The sequence below is a fragment of the Allofournierella massiliensis genome (genome assembly GCF_004345265.1).
In the GTDB taxonomy this organism is placed as follows: domain Bacteria; phylum Bacillota; class Clostridia; order Oscillospirales; family Ruminococcaceae; genus Allofournierella; species Allofournierella massiliensis.
Map to the genome: position 1 here is coordinate 13,672 of NZ_SLUM01000036.1, position 17,390 is coordinate 31,061.

17 protein-coding genes are annotated in these 17,390 nt (G+C 53.9%); 10 read left to right on the forward strand and 7 right to left on the reverse strand.

The window, feature by feature from the left end; genetic code table 11:
- The first annotated feature begins 22 nt into the window (after window positions 1–22).
- The 5 genes from EDD77_RS15935 (at window position 23) to EDD77_RS15955 (ending at window position 5,019) form a co-directional block, all read left to right on the forward strand.
- Window positions 23–985, forward strand: a complete 963-nt coding sequence (locus EDD77_RS15935) for an NAD(P)H-dependent glycerol-3-phosphate dehydrogenase (RefSeq protein WP_058963048.1) — start codon at window positions 23–25, stop codon at window positions 983–985.
- 70 nt (window positions 986–1,055) lie between these two features.
- Window positions 1,056–1,292, forward strand: coding sequence for a hypothetical protein (locus EDD77_RS15940; protein WP_058963047.1), 237 nt, complete (start codon window positions 1,056–1,058; stop codon window positions 1,290–1,292).
- A gap of 158 nt (window positions 1,293–1,450) precedes the next feature.
- The gene (locus tag EDD77_RS15945) at window positions 1,451–2,191 is read left to right on the forward strand and encodes a YjjG family noncanonical pyrimidine nucleotidase (protein WP_058963046.1); all 741 of its coding nucleotides are present in this window, start codon (window positions 1,451–1,453) and stop codon (window positions 2,189–2,191) included.
- Window positions 2,157–3,104, forward strand: coding sequence for an alpha/beta hydrolase (locus tag EDD77_RS15950; protein WP_058963045.1), 948 nt, complete (start codon window positions 2,157–2,159; stop codon window positions 3,102–3,104). Before EDD77_RS15945 ends, EDD77_RS15950 begins: the two co-directional genes overlap by 35 nt.
- 22 nt (window positions 3,105–3,126) lie before the next feature.
- Window positions 3,127–5,019 (forward strand): ABC-F family ATP-binding cassette domain-containing protein, encoded by a 1,893-nt coding sequence (locus EDD77_RS15955; protein WP_058963044.1) that lies wholly within the window; start codon window positions 3,127–3,129, stop codon window positions 5,017–5,019.
- A gap of 93 nt (window positions 5,020–5,112) precedes the next feature.
- Here the strand turns inward: EDD77_RS15955 and EDD77_RS15960 are convergent, their stop codons facing one another.
- The 5 genes from EDD77_RS15960 to EDD77_RS15980 form a co-directional block, all read right to left on the reverse strand.
- The gene (locus tag EDD77_RS15960; RefSeq protein WP_058963043.1) at window positions 5,113–6,798 is read right to left on the reverse strand and encodes an ATP-binding protein; all 1,686 of its coding nucleotides are present in this window, start codon (window positions 6,796–6,798) and stop codon (window positions 5,113–5,115) included.
- Complete coding sequence (locus EDD77_RS15965) at window positions 6,795–7,472, reverse strand: winged helix-turn-helix domain-containing protein (protein ID WP_058963042.1); 678 nt, start codon at window positions 7,470–7,472, stop codon at window positions 6,795–6,797. The genes EDD77_RS15960 and EDD77_RS15965 overlap by 4 nt, the downstream gene beginning before the upstream one ends.
- 128 nt (window positions 7,473–7,600) lie before the next feature.
- Complete coding sequence (locus EDD77_RS15970; RefSeq protein ID WP_058963041.1) at window positions 7,601–8,758, reverse strand: DHHW family protein; 1,158 nt, start codon at window positions 8,756–8,758, stop codon at window positions 7,601–7,603.
- 13 nt (window positions 8,759–8,771) lie between these two features.
- Complete coding sequence (locus EDD77_RS15975) at window positions 8,772–10,205, reverse strand: MBOAT family O-acyltransferase (RefSeq protein ID WP_058963040.1); 1,434 nt, start codon at window positions 10,203–10,205, stop codon at window positions 8,772–8,774.
- Between the two features lie 78 nt (window positions 10,206–10,283).
- Window positions 10,284–10,766 carry a DUF4358 domain-containing protein gene (locus EDD77_RS15980; protein ID WP_058963039.1) on the reverse strand — a complete coding sequence of 161 codons (483 nt, stop codon included), beginning with the start codon at window positions 10,764–10,766 and terminating at the stop codon, window positions 10,284–10,286.
- A gap of 224 nt (window positions 10,767–10,990) precedes the next feature.
- On the opposite strand from EDD77_RS15980, the gene EDD77_RS15985 reads away from it, so the two are divergent.
- Window positions 10,991–11,521 (forward strand): Gx transporter family protein, encoded by a 531-nt coding sequence (locus EDD77_RS15985; protein ID WP_058963038.1) that lies wholly within the window; start codon window positions 10,991–10,993, stop codon window positions 11,519–11,521.
- A 140-nt stretch (window positions 11,522–11,661) separates the two neighbouring features.
- On the forward strand, window positions 11,662–12,201 hold the full coding sequence (locus tag EDD77_RS15990) for an NADH peroxidase (RefSeq protein ID WP_058963037.1): 540 nt from the start codon (window positions 11,662–11,664) through the stop codon (window positions 12,199–12,201).
- 69 nt (window positions 12,202–12,270) lie between these two features.
- Here the strand turns inward: EDD77_RS15990 and EDD77_RS15995 are convergent, their stop codons facing one another.
- A complete protein-coding gene (locus EDD77_RS15995; RefSeq protein WP_058963036.1) occupies window positions 12,271–12,984 on the reverse strand; it encodes a DUF421 domain-containing protein in 714 nt (237 codons plus the stop codon).
- A gap of 171 nt (window positions 12,985–13,155) precedes the next feature.
- Between EDD77_RS15995 and EDD77_RS16000 the strand changes: the two genes are divergently transcribed.
- A complete protein-coding gene (locus EDD77_RS16000; RefSeq protein WP_058963035.1) occupies window positions 13,156–14,127 on the forward strand; it encodes a diacylglycerol/lipid kinase family protein in 972 nt (323 codons plus the stop codon).
- Between the two features lie 66 nt (window positions 14,128–14,193).
- On the opposite strand, the gene EDD77_RS16005 is transcribed toward EDD77_RS16000, so the two are convergent.
- Entirely contained in the window at window positions 14,194–14,697 is a 504-nt protein-coding gene (locus EDD77_RS16005) for an ABC transporter permease (RefSeq protein WP_242868293.1), read from the reverse strand.
- Window positions 14,698–15,239: 542 nt separating this feature from the next.
- Here EDD77_RS16005 and EDD77_RS16010 point away from each other — a divergent pair.
- Both EDD77_RS16010 and groL read left to right on the forward strand, forming a co-directional pair.
- Window positions 15,240–15,527 (forward strand): co-chaperone GroES, encoded by a 288-nt coding sequence (locus tag EDD77_RS16010; RefSeq protein ID WP_058963032.1) that lies wholly within the window; start codon window positions 15,240–15,242, stop codon window positions 15,525–15,527.
- A gap of 74 nt (window positions 15,528–15,601) precedes the next feature.
- A complete protein-coding gene (groL, locus tag EDD77_RS16015) occupies window positions 15,602–17,236 on the forward strand; it encodes a chaperonin GroEL (RefSeq protein WP_058963031.1) in 1,635 nt (544 codons plus the stop codon).
- Window positions 17,237–17,390: the final 154 nt, after the last annotated feature.

The window sequence follows — 17,390 nt, forward strand, 5'->3', positions numbered from 1 at the left end:
ACAACAAGAAAGGACGCCTGTTATGAAACTGACTGTATTGGGCTGCGGCCGCTGGGGCACCTTCCTGGCCTGTTATCACAGCGCCCGTAATGAAGTAATGCTCTGGGGCCGCCCCGGTTCCCGGGCAATGGCTCAGTTGAAAGCCGAGAGAAAGAATTCCTACATTGAATTGCCGGAGCCGCTTCTTCTCACCGAGAATCTGACCGAAGCGCTGGAATTTGCCGATGTGGTGATCATCTCCATCAGTGCCCAGCAGCTGCGTGATCTGGCCAAAAAACTTCAGGCCCTTCCGGTGGCAGGAAAAACCTTTATTCTCTGCATGAAGGGCATAGAAGTGGAAACCGGCAAACGCCTGACCCAGGTATTCCGGGAAGAAGTAACCCAGCCGGTACGCTTGGCCGTATGGGTTGGCCCCGGCCATGTGCAGGATTTCTCCGCCGGTATTCCCAACTGCATGGTGGTGGATTCGGATGAACCGGAGACCACGGACTATGTGGTGGAAAATCTGAGCAGTGATCTGATCCGCCTGTATAAGGGACGGGATCTGATCGGCACAGAGGTGGGTGCCGCCGCGAAGAATGTGATCGGTATCGCTGCCGGTATGCTGGACGGCATTGGCTATTCCAGCCTGAAAGGCGCTCTTATGGCCCGCGGCGCCCGGGAAATTGCCCGGCTGATTCGTGCAATGGGTGGCAATGAGCTTTCGGCTTATGGCCTGTGCCATCTGGGTGATTATGAAGCCACTCTCTTTTCTGCCCACAGCCATAACCGCCAGTTTGGCGAAAGCTTTGTAAAAGGGGAACACTTTGATCAGCTGGCCGAAGGCGCCCCCACGGTGAAGGCCCTGGTCAAGCTGGGCAAAGAATATGGGGTGGATCTTCCCATTTGCCAGACTATTTACAGCATGTTGTACGAAGGCTGCAGTGCCAAGGATGCGCTGCCCCGCCTGTTCCAGCGCACAGTGAAGGGCGAGTTCGACTACTGATTTTGTCTCACTGCTCACAGCAGCTCTCGTTTCTGCATACAATGGCAAAAAAGGGGAGGTGCTTTTCAGCATGGCCAGTTGTTTTGACATCAGCATCATCGACGCATGGAATACCGGTGATGAGAACGTGACAAACGGCAGCGTGGACGACTACGACTTTGAATGGGGCAGCGGCACTGATACGCCGCAGGAAAATCCGCCATGCAACTGTCGGAATACGTGCAGAAACTGCCAGCCGTTGGGCAATGTCCAGGAGGATGAAACCGAAGAGGAAGAGCCCGAAGCGTATCCGATTGTGCAGCTGTAAGAAAATTCACCAGAAGGGCAGAGCATCGCTCTGCCCTTTTGTGTGTATCCCGCTTGACGAAGCGGACAGAATAAGGGATAATAAAATGAATGGAAACCCGCAGCCCGCCTTGTGCGGCAGGGCAGCAGGCAGAATATTATCAAGGGAGAAAATGACCCATGGCACATTACTATTGTTTGTTATTGGATATGGATGGCACGCTGCTGGATTTTGAGGCAGCGGAGCATAAGGCGATTCTGGAAACACTGGAGCATTTTGAGCTGCCCAGCGATCACGAAACTGAGATGCTTTATGTGGAGATTAACAAAGAGCTCTGGGCCGCATTGGAAAAAGGCCAGATCAAGCGGGACAAGCTGGTGGTGGAACGATTTGCCCGCCTTCTGAAAAAGCTGGATCGAAAAGGTTCCGCTGCTGAAATGAGCACCTATTATCTGGATCGGCTGGGCAGCCACCCGGATATTGTTCCCGGCGCGCTGGAAGCCGTGCGGGAACTTTCCGAGGTTGCAACGCTGGCCATTGCCTCCAATGGCGTGGCCCGCGTACAGGCCAGCCGACTGCGTGATTCCGGTCTGGAGCCTTACATGGATGAAGTGTTCGTTTCCGAAAAGATGGGCGTGGAAAAACCGAATCGTCGTTTCTTTGATCAGGCGGTGCGTGCTCTGGGCATTGAACATCGGGATCGGGTTCTGGTGGTCGGCGACAGCCTCAGTGCGGATATCAAGGGTGGCCAGAATGCCGGCCTTGCCACCTGCTGGTGTAATTTCCATCAGCAGCCTGAACCGGAGGAAGGCGAGCGCCCCACCCACATCATTCACAACTGGCAGGAATTGTATTCCATCGTGATGGAGGAGGATGAGCTGCAAAATGTCGGCCTTAAGAACCGAAAACATCAGTTTTAAATCCAGCAACGGCAAGGATACGATTGCCGGATACTTCTATACCATGCCGGAAATCGCGCCAAAAGCGATCCTTCAGATCAGTCATGGCATGTGTGAACATATTGAACGTTATCGGGAGTTCGCGCAGTTTATGGCACAGCACGGTTTCGTGGTGTGCGGCAACGACCATCTGGGCCATGGAAAAACCAGTGGGGAAGAGGGAATCGACGGATACTTTGGTGAAAAGGATGGGCGGTTTGATGTACTGCGTGATCTGCACACCATGAATCTGCTTGCCCGCAAACGCTATCCGGGGCTTCCCCTGATTCTTCTGGGCCACAGCATGGGCAGTTTCTTTGCCCGCTGGTTTGCAGCAGAATATCCGGATGGAATGGATGCGCTGATCATCAGCGGCACCGGTGGGCCGAACCCGCTGGTGAATGTCGGAATCCATCTCAGCGACTGGATTTCTTCTGTTAAGGGAAAGAGCTTTACATCGAAATTGGTTAACAAACTGGCTTTCGGAACCTATCTGAAAAAAATCCCCAACCCCCGTACATCTTATGACTGGATCAGCCGGGATGAGCAGATTGTGGATGTATACAGTGCAGACCCCAAATGTACCTTTATATTTACAGTCAGTGCATTTCATGAGCTGTTTTGCACGCTGAAGCAGGTGAGCAGCCTGCAATGGGCGCAGAAAATCCGACGGGATCTGCCGATCTGGCTCTTTTCCGGTGACATGGATCCGGTGGGCGACTACGGCAAGGGCGTGAAAAAAGTGGCACAAATGCTGCGTCAGGCAGGTGTAAAGGATGTTCGCCTTACACTATATCCGGGCGGGCGGCATGAGATGCTGAACGAAACAAATCGCCAGCAGGTTTACGAGGATCTGTTGGCATGGGCGGAAAAACGCCTGGATCAGGCGGAATAACCACGAGCAGTAAGGAATCATAATGCTTATATCATTACAGAATTTAGGAAAAAGCTTTGGCGACACGGTGGTGCTTCACGACATCAATGCCACCGTGGAAAAGGGCGAGCGGATCGGCATCGTGGGCGAAAACGGCGCCGGAAAAACCACTCTGCTTAAGGTACTGTGCGGCGAGTACCTGCCCGATGAGGGCGAATATCAGATCAGCCGTGGAGTCACTCTGGGTTATCTGGAACAGAACAGCAAGCTGGACCCTACTCTGGATGTCTATGGCGAGATGCGCAGTGCCTTTGCACCGGTGCTCAGCGCCATGGAGCAGATGCAGGTTCTGGAAAACAAGCTGGAGAAAAACCCGGGGGATGCACAGCTGCTGGCAAAGCATGCGGAGCTTTCGGCAGTGATTGATGCAGCGGACGGTTACCACATGGACATCCAGATCAAGAAGGTGCTCAGTGGTATGGCGTTCGGGCCGGAAACCTATACCAAGGGAGTTTCGGTGCTTTCCGGCGGCGAGCACACCCGACTGCGTCTGGCAAAGCTGTTGCTGCAGCGGCCGGATCTGTTGATTCTGGACGAGCCCACCAACCATCTGGACTTTGCCACCATGGAATGGCTGGAAGAGTATCTGAAGGGGTATTCCGGTGCGGTTCTGGTGGTCAGCCACGACCGCTATTTCCTGGATTCGGTCTGTACCCGAATCTGGGAGGTGGAGGATCATCAGCTTACCAGCTATAAGGGAAACTATTCTGCGTACCTGCCTCAGAAGGAAGCGGCGGTAGCACTGCAGCAAAAGCAGCACGATGCCGATGTTGCCAAGGCCCAGAAGCTGGAGGATTATATCGCCCGAAACATTGTGCGTGCCTCCACCACCAAAATGGCACAGAGCCGCCGCAAGCAGCTGGAGAAGATGGAAATCACCGAAAAGCCCCGCAGTGGGCCCCAGCAGCTGAACTTCAAGTTTGAATTTGACGTCACTCCCTATAAAGAACTGCTCACCATCAAGAATCTGAGTGTGAAGATCGGGGAACGGGTGCTGCTGCATCCCTTTGATCTGCAGGTGCTGCGGGGGGAACGGCTGGTTATTGCCGGTCCCAACGGCGCAGGCAAATCCACCCTGATGCAGGTGCTGGACGGCAAGCGTAAGCCTTCCGGTGGAATGGTACGGCTGGGTGCCGGCGCAAAGGCCAGCATTTTTGAGCAGCAGCAGATGCGTCGGGGCGGCCGTGTGATTGATGCCATTTGGGATAAGTGGCCCCGCTTCACTGAACTGGAAGTTCGCAATCATCTGGCCCGGTTCGGGTTCCGGGGAGAAGAAGTATTCAAGAGCTGCAGTGCTCTGTCCGGTGGTGAGCTGGCCCGTCTGCGATTTGCGGAAATTGTTCTGGAACGACCCAATCTGCTGTTCCTGGACGAGCCCACCAACCATTTGGACATTTATACCCGCGAGAGCCTGACGCAGGCTTTGATGGCCTACGAGGGCACACTGCTGCTCATTACCCATGACCGTTATCTGATGAACAGTCTGGAATGCCCCATTCTGTATGTGGAAGACGGAAACGCAACGCTTTACCCCAGCTATGAGCGAATGATGCACCGGAATGACCCGGTAGCAGCCGCGCCCAGGGAAGAAAAGGAAAAGCCGTCGGCCGGAAAAGCCGCCTACGGAAAGGAGCAGCGCCGCCGCAGAGCAGAGCTGCGTACCCGGATTAAGGCAGTGGAAGAGGAAATCGAGACACTGGGTGCTCATATTGTGGAGCTGGAAAATGAGATTGCAAGCCCGGAAGTGCTGCGGGATCATCTGCTTTTGCGGGATAAATGCGACGAGCTGGAAGACAGCCGATTCCACCAGCAGGAACTGTTTGACGAATGGGAAAAACTGCTGGAAGAACAGGAACAGTACGAACAGGCGGAATAAATTCGTCTGAAAAACGGATATGACAAAAGAACGCTCACTGCAAATTGCAGTGAGCGTTCTTTTTGTAACAGGGTTCCGGGTTGCAACCGGGGCTTATTTTTCTGCACTTTGGGCAGGCATTTCCCGGCTGGGTGGGAAGATCAGGCGGATGCAGGTTCCTTTCCCGGGGGCGCTTTCCAATTCAATACGCGCATTGTGATAAGCGGCGCTGTGCTTTACAATCGAGAGCCCCAGTCCGGTACCGCCGATTGCCTTGGAGTGGCTTTTGTCCACCCGATAGAACCGTTCAAACACCCGGTCATGATCCTCGGCAGGAATACCAATTCCGTCATCTTTTACCGAAATGGTGGGCCCATCCGGAGTTCGTTTCACATTTACCCACACATGTCCGCCGGGCTTATTGTATTTGATGGCGTTATCACACAGATTGAACAGCATTTCGTCCAACACAGGGAGCACACCTTCGATTACCACCGGTTCGCCCTCTACCTGCAGCGTTACCTGCTGTTTTGCGGCAGGATTTTCCAGTTGAATGCGTGTGTTCTGTGCAAGCTCCAGCAAATCCACCGGAGCTGCGGTATAGGGAATGGAGTTTTCATCCAGCTGGGACAGTTTGATGATGTCTCCCACAAGGTGAATCAGCCGCTGAGATTCATCGTAGATCTTGCCCGCAAAGTGAGGAACATCGTTGGGATCGATCAGGCCGCTTTTCATGATCTCCGCAATACCGGAGATAGAGGTCAGCGGAGTTTTCAGCTCGTGGGAAACGTTGGCGCTGAACTCCCGGCGAAGAGTTTCGCGTTCCTGCTTTTCTGTCACATCCAGCAGCACAATTACCGTGCCGGTAAGCTGATCCTGCTGGTAGACCGGGTTGGCGAACAACTGGCACATCCGGCCAAACAGAGGAATCAGGGTTTCGGTGTGCTGACCTTCCAGGGCGTCACGAATGGCACTGTTCAGCTCTTCAATGGGGCTATGGGTCATATCCCTGCGCATCAGAGGCGCTTCGGCATGAAGCAGCTGCCCGGCGCTGGTGTTATGGGAAAGCACGGTGCCGGTGCGATCCAGAACAAGGAAACCTTCTTTCATGTTTTCGGTGATGGAAGCAAATCGTTCCTGCTGCTCGCCCAGTTCCATTAACTGGGCCTTGATCTGCCGGTTCTGGTGGTTCAAACGGCGGAGCAGGGGAGTGAGCTCTTCGTAATCCTCGGGCACCTGAGGATGCTCCAGATCAATTTCGTTCAGCGGCCGGGTCAGGCGGTGTGAAACCTTGTAGGAAATCACGGCCGAAAGTACTGCGCCAAAGGTCAGAATCAGAAGAATCGGCTGAATCAGCAGCAAAAAGATCCCCATGCTGGAATAGTGCGTGCAGGCAATGCGCAGCACATCGCCGCTGGGCAGTAAAAGTGCCCGATAAAGCGTTTTTTCCTGGAGAGTGCTGGAATAACGTACGCTTTCACCGGTGCCGGTTGCAAGGGTCTGCTGAACTTCCTCTCTGTCTGCATGGTTTTCCAGCGTGGAGGCATCCAGAGAGCTGTCATACAAAACGGTTCCGTCGGAACGAATCAGCGTGATCCGGCTGCTGCCCGGGTCGATGGTGGAAAGGAAATCCTCCCCGTATTGGGATACCCCGCGGGAAAGATACCCCAGCTCTGTGGAAAGTTCGGTTGCCAGCTGCTGCTCGAAATAAGGCATCAGAATGGCAATCAAAATGATCATACCCACCAGAAGGGTGGACAGGGTAACTGTAAAAATGGCGCTGAAGATTCGTTTTGTCATACGCCATTCTCCCGAATGCGGTAACCGGTTCCGCGCACGGTCTCGATGTAACTGCCGCATTCACCCAGCTTCTGGCGCAGAGTTCGAATATGCACATCCACCGTGCGGCTTTCCGCCTCAAAGGTGTAGCCCCAGATCTGATTGAGCAGTTTTTCCCGGGTGAAAACAATACCGGGCTGCTGCATCAAAACGCTGAGCAGTTCGAATTCCTTGTGGGTCAGCGAGATTTCCTCTTTGTTTACCAGCACCTGATGGCGGGCGGGGAACAGCTCAATTGCACCCACCTGATACTCATCCGGGGCGGTACGGGGTTTGGCACGGCGCAGCAGAGCGTTTACCCGGGCCACCAGCTCCATCATTCCGAAGGGCTTTGGAATGTAATCATCGGCACCGCTGTCCAGCCCGGTTACCCGGTCGTATTCACTGCCCTTGGCGGTGAGCATGATTACCGGAAGCTGACTGGTAGCAGAGTTTGCCCGCAGGCGCTTCAAAATATGAATGCCATCCTCTTCCGGCAGCATAATATCAAGCAAAAGAAGATCCGGCATCTGTTTTTCCATCTCGGCCCAGAACAGCGAAGGCAGGTCAAAGCCCTTGGCTTCGTAGCCGGAACGATTCAGGGTATAAGTAACCAGCTCCCGGATGCTGTTGTCGTCTTCCAGAATATAAATCATAGGTTTTCAAGGCCTCCTCAAAATCGTTGCTCATTTTAAGTATAAAACATCTGCGCGTTCTTTTCACTAGTTCAATGTAAAAACTACGTAAAAACGGAGGGGTAAAAAACCCCTCCGTTTTCGTTGGATCAATTGGAAATGTTCAGGCAGCTCAGGAAAGTGCTTTCCTTAAAGGACTGGAAGTTGAACAGAAGCAGAACCTCGTCGTAGCCTTCCTGCTGCGCAAAGTCTGCCACGCTCAGGCCAAAGCCGCGGGGATCGATTACCCCGATGCGGGCATAATTTGCGGTCAGATAGGGGATGAAGCTGTTGGCATAGCTGTCCTTCACCACCAGAATGCTGCCCTCACCATCGCCTTCAATGGTGGAGTAGCCGTTGTTACCATACAGGAACATGGCATACTTGTCGCCGGTTTCCAGTTTGGATTTGTCGTACATGGTGGCAGTGAAATTTTCGGTAAGCTCAAAGGTGGGGGAGACCTCCCATACGGTCATGGTGTTGGGCAGATCCAGATACGCAATACTATCCGGCTTGCTCTTCCAGTACAATGCCTTGGAATAGGTTGTGCCGTAGAAATCAGGCACAATGGTGCAGTCACTTTCGGTAACTTCCATGAGGGTCAGCCCGCGCAGCTGGCAGAACTGCTGGTAAGCAAGATATGCGCCGTAGCTGGTCCAGTGATGATCGGTGTCGTAATACAGCTGAATATCATCCTTGGCTGCGGTGAAGGTATCACGCAGATCCAGACTGTTCGCTGTGCCCACCGTTTCAAAAATGCTGTCCAGTCGGGCGTTCTCATCCAGCATGGGTGCGTTTGCAGGCAGCTCCTCCGCATTGATCACGCTGGAGGAGGGAGCCAGCAGGAAGGTGACCTGACCGGGGAATTTTTCAATGAACTGCTGCACCAGAGTGGTGTTTTTCTGCAGCAGCTTTTCTTCATTGGGAGTCAGGGCGAACATCTTGGTAAACAGTGCATCATTTTTGCCGATCATCGCACCGCCGATTTCTTCCTTCTGGAACAACAGGCTCTCACACAGGCTTTGTGCCTTGAGCCAGCCGTTACGCCCAATCACCTGATCTTTGGTGTATTCGCCGTAATCGGCGGTCCATTCGTTTTTCACCAGGCTGGAAAAGCTGAAGTCGGGGAATTGAGCAAGTGGCCGACGCTCCAGCTCGGATTCCGCACGCTTGGGCCAAAGCCCATCCGCGATCATAAAGCAGAAAATAAACAGGAAAAACAGCACCAGCAGGGGATACTGCTTCAACTCTTTCAATTTTTCTTTCATGCGATCCCCTCCCTTAGAAACGGAAATACAGGAACGGGCTGTTGGTGGATGCCACAATGTAGGCAATGCACATCAGCAGCAGGGCGAACACCACGATGATTTTAAGCACGGTATGCTTTTTCAGCCAGTCGTAGATGCGCAGGGGCACCGGGGTGCAGCAGATAATCGCCACCACCAGCAGTACGCCGTAATTGCGCAGGAAGTACAGGCAGGAAACACCGCCGGAGGGAATGAACAGCTTCTGCATCAGAAGGGCCAGGCCCACGCCATCCTCATTGCCCACGAACAGCGCCCAGCCCACAGCCACCAGGAACAGGGTGTAAATGTGGGGCCAGATGCGGCCGGTCTGGAGCTTCTTCAAAAGGAAGATTTTTTCGATGGCCAGCAGAATGAAGTAATAGATGCCCCAGAAGATGAAGTTCCAGTCGGCACCGTGCCAGATACCGGTCAGAGTCCAGACCACGAACATGTTGAAGATCTGACGCTTCAGACCCCGGCGATTACCGCCCAGGGGGATGTACACATATTCCCGGAACCAGCCGGACAGTGTCATGTGCCAGCGCCGCCAGAAATCGGTGATGCTGCGGGCGATGTAGGGCATGTTGAAGTTCATGGGGAAGTCAAAGCCCAGCATCTTGCCCATGCCGATGCCCATCAGCGAGTAACCGGAGAAGTCAAAATAAAGCTGCAGGGAATAGGCCAGCAGACCCAGCCAGACCAGCGGCGTGCTGGCATTTTCCAGGCCAACACCGGCGCCGCCGGCAGCGATAATATGTTGGTCGTTGTAGGTGCCGATGATGTCGTACCACAGTTTGCTTACGGTATCTGCAATCAGAACCTTTTTGGCCAGACCGAATACAAACAGGCAGATGCCCTCCTCGATCTGCTTGAGGCGGTAGCGGTCTTTATAAACATGCAGCTGGGCTGCCACATCGCGGTATTTTACGATGGGGCCGGCAATCAGCTGGGGGAACATGACCACATACGCGCCGAAATCGATGATATTGTGCTCGGCTTTTACATCCCGGCGGTATACGTCGATGGAATAGCTCATGGTCTGGAAGGTGTAGAAGCTGATACCAAGCGGCAGCACCGTGGCTGCTTCCACCATACCAATGGACATCCCGGTAAGTGCATTGATGGTGCTGATGATAAAGTTGGTATACTTGAAGAACACCAGCATGGACAGGCTGCCCACGATGGAAATAATCAGGAACACCCGACGCATTTTATCCGAGTGATCGAACCGCTCAATGGCAAGACCGGAGAAATAGTTGATGAGGATCAGCACGACCATCACCGGGAAGAAACGCACCTCACCCCAGGAATAGAACACCAGGCTGCAGACAAACAGCGCCAGGTTTTTCAGCTTGTAGGGGGCAATGTAATACAGCGCCAGCGTGATCGGCAGAAAGCGGAACAAAAACAGAATGGTACTGAACAGCAAGCTTGCGACACTCCTTTACAAAAAAGCCGGTACCGCCGTCTGGTGGTACCGGCCAAAAGCTTTGTCCTGGTGAGGGGGTTATTTCAGCGCTTCGTCCAGCGCGGTGTCGATGGCACTGTAATCCGCACCGTTGGTGTTGGCAACCACCATCACAACGTAGTCGCCCTGCTGTACGATGCGAGCGTCCTTGGCGGCAGCTTCCTTGTCGGCAAACTCTGCGTACAGGCCGCCGGTGGAGATGCTGGTCTTATAGGCTTCCATTTCGGTCTTGACCGCATCGCCCTTGCCTTCCACAGCCTTCACCGCAACAATCAGAGCACTGTCGGCCTGATCGTTGGAAACCTTTCCGGCATATTCTTCGATGTTGTCCTTAGTGAGCAGCATATCCAGAGTGATGAAATTGTCGTCCACGTCGCGGGGATTAGCGATGGGGTTCGCGCTCTCCACAGCGGTAACGATGTCGTTCAGATTATATGCTTTGCTGCTTTCCTGGCCGCCACAGCCAACCAGCCCAAGAGCAAGAACAGCGGCAGACAGTGCAATCGCGATGAGTTTTTTCATTGATTCTTCTTCCTTTCCTGGAAAGTTATGTAATTGATTTTATACTATATTAAGTGGAATTGCAAGCTGTACCGGTAGCATTGACAGAAAATTTACACTTTATTCACCTGAGAAGAAAGACCTTGTGCTTGACAGAACTGCCCGGGCACTTTACAATCAAACTGGATTGTTATTGTCTCAAATCGGTAAACACTGATATTACATTATAAGGAGAAATTGAATTCATGCGTCCCTCCCAAAATAAGACACGGCAGATTGCACTGTCCGGCCTGTTGTTTGCGCTGGCAATGGCGCTGTCGTTTGCGGAATCTGCTATTGCCCCCATGCTGGGCCTGATGCCCGGCGTGAAAATCGGTCTGGCCAACATTGTGGTCATGTACGCACTGTTTTTCATGGGGGCCAAACAGGCATTGAGCCTGGCATTGCTCAAATCCTTTTTCGTGATGCTTACCCGTGGCGTGGTGGCCGGCTTTCTTTCGCTGTGCGGAGGGCTGCTGTCGCTTCTGGTGATGTGGGTTCTGTTCCGTTTGTTCGGCAAACATATCACCTACTTTATTCTGTCGGTTTGCGGGGCACTGGCCCATAACATCGGGCAGCTTATTGGCGCAAGCATTGTGCTCAGCAGTACACTGGCGTTGACCTATGCGCCGGTCCTCATTGTTTCCGGCCTTGCCATGGGCCTTGTAACCAGCTCCAGTCTGTCTGCCTTGCTGCCTGCGCTGGGCCGAATGGGCTTTAATATTAAGAAATTGTAATTTTTTCAAAATAATCTGAAAATAGTGCTTGACGAAACTATACTTTGATGCTATACTTTAGCTATAACAAAGAACGGTTCCTATTTACGGACCGATTCCGAGTCAAGAGCTGAAAATTCAAATACTGGAGGATGAATACTATGTCCAAGTTTGTTTGCACCGTATGTGGTTACATTGCCGAGGGCGCTGCCCCCGATTTCTGCCCCGTTTGCAAGGCCCCCAAGGATAAGTTCGTTGAGAAGACCGAGAACACCTACGTGACCGAGCACGTGGTTGGCATCGCCAAGGAGGGTGTTCCCGAGGAGATCATCGAAGGCCTGCGCATGAACTTCAACGGCGAGTGCAGCGAGGTTGGCATGTACCTGGCCATGAGCCGCGTTGCTGATCGTGAGGGTTACCCCGAGATCGCCGAGGCCTGGAAGCGTTACGCTTTCGAAGAGGCTGAGCATGCTGCCAAGTTTGCCGAGCTGCTGGGCGAGGTTCTGACCGACAGCACCCAGAAGAACCTGCAGATGCGTGTTGACGCTGAGTGCGGCGCTTGCTCCGGCAAGATGGATCTGGCCAAGAAGGCCAAGGAGCTGGGCCTGGATGCTATCCATGACACCGTTCACGAGATGGCTAAGGACGAGGCTCGTCACGGCCGCGGCATGCAGGGCCTGCTGAACCGTTACTTCAAGTAATCGGTCCGGGTTACTGATTCAAACGCACGAAGGGCGTGCAGCTGAAAGGCTGCACGCCCTTTTTTGTACTCATTCGAACCAGTCGTGCTCCGGTCGGCATTGTCGGGGATAAACCTTCAGCTGGCCCTGCGGGCCATACATGGCCAGGAACACTTCCTTAGGGCTTTTGTATCCCCGGGCGGTCAGCTGCTCTTGCAGCCAGCCGATTGTTTGCCCCACAGCGGCCAGATTTTCACAAAGAGGGGAACCGTCCAGAATCAGCGCAGACCAAAGACCCTCGGGTTGAGGGGAAAGCTGAAAATCCGACGGCGTAGCAGGGCGGAAGGGCGCAGCCGGCAAAAAGCTGATCTGACCATTGGTTTCCAGTACGGCAGATTCCAGTTGAGTCAAGTCAAAATAGCCTGCCACGCGGCATTGGCTCAGAAATTCATTCAGATCCAGCCGTGCACGCAGGAGATTTTCCGGATAAAGCCGACCATTCTGATACAGTACCACCGGCCGACCATTGAAAAAACGACGCAGTGCAATGGATTTGCAGGTGAACAGGTCGATGCACAGCGCGGCCACTCCATACACTACGGTGGCAGTGAGCGGTTGCCACCAGGCTTCCAGATCTGTGGCCAGTTCGGCGGCAATGGATCCAATGGTGATACTGGTTACATAATCAAACAGACTCATCTGGCTGATCTGACGTTGTCCAACCAGCTTACACAAACCAAACAGAACCACGATGGAAACCAGACTTGTAATGGTGATTTTTCCCACTTCAGCAAAGATCTGCATAACATCCGGCCTTTCTTGCGGCGCAGCCGCATTGTCCTGCAATGAGTATGGGCAATCCGGAATCAGGTTATTCATCGGCATTAATACTTGGCGGCGACGACTGGATTTTGTATAATAAGGGCATCACATCAATATCAAAGCGTTAAATGCGCTGACAGGAGGGCATAGCCGTTGCGGCATGTTTTTATTGTAAATCCCGTTTCCGGCAAGGCGGATGCCAGCGGTTTGCTGGTTCCGCGGATTATTCAGGCGGCGGCACAGCAACATCTGAATTACCAGATTCTTCTGACGGAAAAACCGGGCCATGGTGTGGAACTGGCACAGCGGCAGGCCGAACAGGAAGGCCCTGTTCGGCTGTATGCCTGCGGGGGAGACGGAACTCTGAATGAGGTGTTGCGCGGAGCCTATGGCCATGCCAATGCACAGGTTGCCTGCGTGCCTTGCGGCAGCGGAAATGACTTTGTGCGAAACTTCGGCGGCAGCGCGCCGTTTCTCAATCTGGAGGATCTGATTCAGGGCGAAGCGGTTCCCATGGATCTGATTGAAACCGATCAGGGGATTGCAGTGGCCATCTGCTCCGCCGGACTGGATGCGCAGGTAGCATACGGCATTCCGAAATTTCGCCGTATCCCGCTGTGCGGCGGTTCCATGGCATATAAACTGTCCATCCTTCAGGCAGTGAGCGGGCCGCTGGGGCATCGGCTTCGCATCTGTGCGGATGATGAGATCATCACCGGAGATTTTCTGATGCTTGCGCTCTGCAATGGCTCCACCTACGGGGGCGGCTTTCTGGCTGCGCCTCATGCCTGTATGAATGATGGCTTTCTGGAGCTGATTCTGGTTCGAAAAATCGGCCGGCTTCAAATTGCCCGCCTGATCGGCGACTATCAGAAGGGCCTGCACATGCGGGGGGATCAGGTAGCTCCGGCCTATCGCGATATCATTCTGGCCAGAAAGGTGCGCCGCCTGCAGCTGGACACCCTTGACGGCCGTCCCATCGTGGTAACAAGAGACGGGGAGTGCGCTCCCTACAGCAGTCTGCGGGCACATGTGCTTCCCGCTGCCGCGCAGATTGTGCTGCCTCGTTCCGTTCTGGATACAGAACTTTCCGCATTGTGCAAAGATGTTGCCTTCAACAGATAAAACCAAAAACGGCAGCGTGAAGGAGCTGATCCTGTCACGCTGCCGTTTTTCTTTACAAAAAAGAAGTTACAGCTCATTGACTGTTTCGGTTACGGACATCCGCTGAATCCGCCGGGCAGGCGCCCAGACTGCTGCTGCGGCTGCAAAAAGCACAAACACAAAAACCACGACCAGACGGCCGAACGGGAATTGCCACACCGCATAAGGGAAATGCTTCAGAATCAGAAAACCATAGAGCAAGCGGCTCAGTGGTAATCCGACCGCACAGCCTGAGACACAGCCGGTCAGGGCATAGGTGAACGCCTGAGCGGCAATCATTCGGGTAATTTGCTGCTCATCCATACCCACTGCCCGCATTGCGCCGTATTGTCGGATTCTGGCAGTCACGCTCATGGAAATGCAGTTGACAATGTTGAGCACGGCAACCAGTGCGATAATGCTCAAAAAGCCATACACGCAGGCGGTAAAGGCCAGATAGGTTCCGCGGGTGCTCTGTTCTCGCCTGTCGGTCATAGCCCATCCGTTTTCCTTCGCCAGCTGGCGGATGGCCTCCACTGTTTCGTCCGGCACATCTGCCGAAGTTTAATCATCAGCAGGGCATAATCGGTTATGCCGGTCAAACGGGCAAAAGTTTCATCGGAAACAATCAGAGTAAGCTGCCCTCCGGTTAACCCATCAGAACGAAAAGGATCGTATTTCAGAAGCCCTGCAATTTCCAGGCGTTCTGTTCCCAGCATCACGGTGTCACCGTTTTTTCAGCTGCAAGTCGGGTCCCAGGCCGCAAGGGCAAAGCTGCTGTCGCCATATACCCGTGGCCGACCCGGAAAAATACTCTGCGTCCTTCCACTTTCGACACTTGCAAGTAAAAGAGGTTCAGCAAAGCGAAGGCAGGTATTGCTAAAAACGGGGAAGAAGCGCAGAAAAAGAGCGCAGCGAACGGTATAATGGAATTCTACAGGGCATAATCATGGTTTGTTCACAAAAATTTTTTTATTTATCCACTTGATTTTTGATGGAAGAGCGACTAAAATATACATTAGCACTCAGGGAGAATGAGTGCTAAACAAATTTTTGTTATCATAAAATTTATTTTGAATAGGAGGATATCTTCCATGAAAATCAAGCCTCTTGCAGATCGCGTTGTGATCAAGACCGTTGAAGCCGAAGAAACCACCAAGAGCGGCATCATCCTGGCCGGTTCCGCCAAGGAGAAGCCCCAGGTGGCCGAGGTTCTGGCAGTTGGCCCCGGCGGCATGGTAGATGGCAAGGAAGTGGAGATGATCGTCAAGGTAGGCGATAAGGTTCTCACCAGCAAGTACTCCGGCACCGAAGTGAAGGTGGACGGCGAGGAATGCACCATCGTACGCCAGAGCGATATTCTGGCCATCGTGGAGGAGTAATCTTCCGATCTGCGTTAAAACATCGACTGATCGAATGCGCACTGCGCATCCTGCAATAAAAGGAGAGATTCATTATGGCAAAACAAATTCTGCATGGCGAGGCTGCCCGCAAGGCCCTTTCCGCTGGTATTGATACCCTGGCTGACACCGTCCGCATCACCATGGGCCCCAAGGGCCGCAACGTGGTGCTGGGCAAGAAGTTCGGCAGCCCTGTGATCACCAACGATGGCGTTACCATCGCCAAGGAGATTGAGCTGAAGGACGTGTTCGAGAACATGGGCGCTCAGCTGGTGCGTGAAGTCGCCACCAAGACCAATGACATCGCGGGCGACGGTACCACCACCGCCACCGTTCTGGCGCAGGCTCTGGTACACGAAGGCATGAAGAACGTTGCTGCCGGTGCCAACCCCATGGATGTAAAGCGCGGTATGCAGAAGGCTGTTAAGGCCGCTGTTTCTGCCTTTGCTGCCAACAGCAAAAAGGTAGACGGCACCAAGGACATTGCCCGTGTTGCCACTGTTTCTGCTGATGACGCCGCTGTCGGCGAACTGATCGCGGAAGCCATGGAGAAGGTTACTGCCGACGGTGTAATCACCATCGAGGAGAGCAAGACCGCCGAGACCTACTCTGAAGTTGTGGAAGGTATGCAGTTCGACCGCGGCTACATCACTCCCTACATGGTAACCGATACCGAGAAGATGGAGGCCGTGATCGACGATGCCTACATCCTGATCACCGATAAGAAGATCAGTGTAATTCAGGACATCCTGCCCCTGCTGGAGCAGATCGTCCAGAGCGGCAAGAAGCTGGTCATCATCGCCGAAGACGTTGAGGGCGAGGCTCTGTCCACCCTGATCGTGAACCGTCTGCGTGGCACCTTTACCTGCGTGGCCGTTAAGGCTCCCGGCTTTGGCGACCGCCGCAAGGAGATGCTGCAGGATATCGCCATCCTGACCGGTGGCCAGGTCATCAGCGAGGAGCTGGGCTACGACCTGAAGGAGACCACCGTTGATATGCTGGGCCGTGCCCGTCAGGTCAAGGTGACCAAGGAAACCACCACCATCGTGGATGGTGCCGGTGCCAAGGAGCTGATCAAGGAGCGCGTGAACCAGATCCGTGCCCAGATGGAAAGCTCCACCAGCGATTTCGACCGTGAGAAGCTGCAGGAGCGTCTGGCCAAGCTGGCCGGCGGTGTTGCGGTAATCCGCGTGGGCGCTGCCACCGAAGTGGAAATGAAGGACAAGAAGCTGCGCATTGAGGACGCCCTGAACGCCACCAAGGCTGCCGTGGAAGAGGGCATTGTGGCCGGCGGCGGCACTGCTGCCATTAACGCCATCCCCGCTGTACAGAAGGTATGCGATGAGCTGGAAGGCGACGAGCGTACCGGCGCCCGCATTGTGCTGAAGGCTCTGGAAGCTCCTCTGCGCCAGATTGCTCAGAACGCCGGTCTGGAAGGCAGCGTTATCATCGACAAGATCCTGAGCTCCGGCAAGTCCAACTACGGCTTTGACGCTCAGAAGGAGCAGTACTGCGACATGATCGAGGCCGGCATCGTGGATCCCACCAAGGTAACCCGTTCCGCTCTGGAGAACGCAGCCAGTGTTGCTTCCATGGTTCTGACCACCGAGAGCCTGGTTGCCGATGAGCCCGAGCAGCCCGCCGCTGCTCCCGCTGCCCCCGACATGGGCGGTATGGGCGGCATGTACTAAGCTGCAAAGCAGCCTCATAAAAAGCTCGAAAGACCGGCATGCAAAATTGCATGCCGGTCTCAGCCTGTAGAAAAACCTGCTTTGGCAATCAGGCCAGAGCAGGTTTTCTGTTTGAAAACAAGAAGACAGGTGGAAAAAGCAGTGAAATGTCAGG

Coding starts and splice junctions, on each gene's coding strand:
- EDD77_RS15935 (WP_058963048.1), top strand. CDS start 23: ATGAAACTGACTGTATTGGGCTGCGGCCGCTGGGGCACCTTCCTGGCC.
- EDD77_RS15940 (WP_058963047.1), top strand. CDS start 1,056: ATGGCCAGTTGTTTTGACATCAGCATCATCGACGCATGGAATACCGGT.
- EDD77_RS15945 (WP_058963046.1), top strand. CDS start 1,451: ATGGCACATTACTATTGTTTGTTATTGGATATGGATGGCACGCTGCTG.
- EDD77_RS15950 (WP_058963045.1), top strand. CDS start 2,157: ATGTCGGCCTTAAGAACCGAAAACATCAGTTTTAAATCCAGCAACGGC.
- EDD77_RS15955 (WP_058963044.1), top strand. CDS start 3,127: ATGCTTATATCATTACAGAATTTAGGAAAAAGCTTTGGCGACACGGTG.
- EDD77_RS15960 (WP_058963043.1), bottom strand. CDS start 6,798: ATGACAAAACGAATCTTCAGCGCCATTTTTACAGTTACCCTGTCCACC.
- EDD77_RS15965 (WP_058963042.1), bottom strand. CDS start 7,472: ATGATTTATATTCTGGAAGACGACAACAGCATCCGGGAGCTGGTTACT.
- EDD77_RS15970 (WP_058963041.1), bottom strand. CDS start 8,758: ATGAAAGAAAAATTGAAAGAGTTGAAGCAGTATCCCCTGCTGGTGCTG.
- EDD77_RS15980 (WP_058963039.1), bottom strand. CDS start 10,766: ATGAAAAAACTCATCGCGATTGCACTGTCTGCCGCTGTTCTTGCTCTT.
- EDD77_RS15985 (WP_058963038.1), top strand. CDS start 10,991: ATGCGTCCCTCCCAAAATAAGACACGGCAGATTGCACTGTCCGGCCTG.
- EDD77_RS15990 (WP_058963037.1), top strand. CDS start 11,662: ATGTCCAAGTTTGTTTGCACCGTATGTGGTTACATTGCCGAGGGCGCT.
- EDD77_RS15995 (WP_058963036.1), bottom strand. CDS start 12,984: ATGCAGATCTTTGCTGAAGTGGGAAAAATCACCATTACAAGTCTGGTT.
- EDD77_RS16010 (WP_058963032.1), top strand. CDS start 15,240: ATGAAAATCAAGCCTCTTGCAGATCGCGTTGTGATCAAGACCGTTGAA.
- groL (WP_058963031.1), top strand. CDS start 15,602: ATGGCAAAACAAATTCTGCATGGCGAGGCTGCCCGCAAGGCCCTTTCC.